Below are 586 nucleotides of genomic sequence, written 5' to 3'. Positions count from 1 at the left end.
CGCTAAAAAACGTCGGCCAACTGCTTTCTTTGAACACCGACAGGCGACCTGGACGTAATGCTGGGCAGTTCCGGACACGACCTGAAAACCCAGGTCAAGGCCGCACGCCAGAACGGCGGTGATCGCTGGGCGTGCGTGGCTGCGCCGCTTGCTGCAGACGGCGACTGGACCAACGCCCTGGAGAAGGCCCAGCAACAGGGCTTTTCAGTCGAAGCGGTGGTCATCACCAAACCGGTCACCACCGGCGCCGAACTGTCGGCCATGCATGACGCGGCCGTGACCATCAACAACACCTACGGGCGCCGCGTGTTCGTCATGGCGGCCACTGCCGGCATCACCGTCCAGCAGTCCTGGCCGGAGTACCTGGCAGAGCGCCAAGCCATGGTGTTGAACCTGGCGGCGCCGCGTGTCCTGGTCGTGCCTCAGTTGCACGGCAATGACCTGGGCGTGCTGGCCGGGCGCCTGGCGAACGTGGCCGTGAGCATCGCTGATAGCCCCATGCGCGTGGCTTCCGGCGCCCTGATGGGCCTGGGCGAGACGCCAAAGGACAAGGAAGGCATCCCCCTGCCGACCGCGATCCTCTCCG

The 586-nt window shown here is 65.7% G+C and carries 1 pseudogene; it reads left to right on the top strand.

The window, feature by feature from the left end:
• Nucleotides 1-586 (top strand): annotated as a pseudogene (locus M1B35_RS31895) (DUF2586 family protein); the annotation flags it as partial.

The sequence above is a fragment of the Pseudomonas morbosilactucae genome, from assembly GCF_023241665.1.
GTDB lineage: Bacteria > Pseudomonadota > Gammaproteobacteria > Pseudomonadales > Pseudomonadaceae > Aquipseudomonas > Aquipseudomonas morbosilactucae.
Note: the sequence above shows the minus strand (reverse complement) of the source record. Positions and strands in the feature narration are given on the sequence as shown.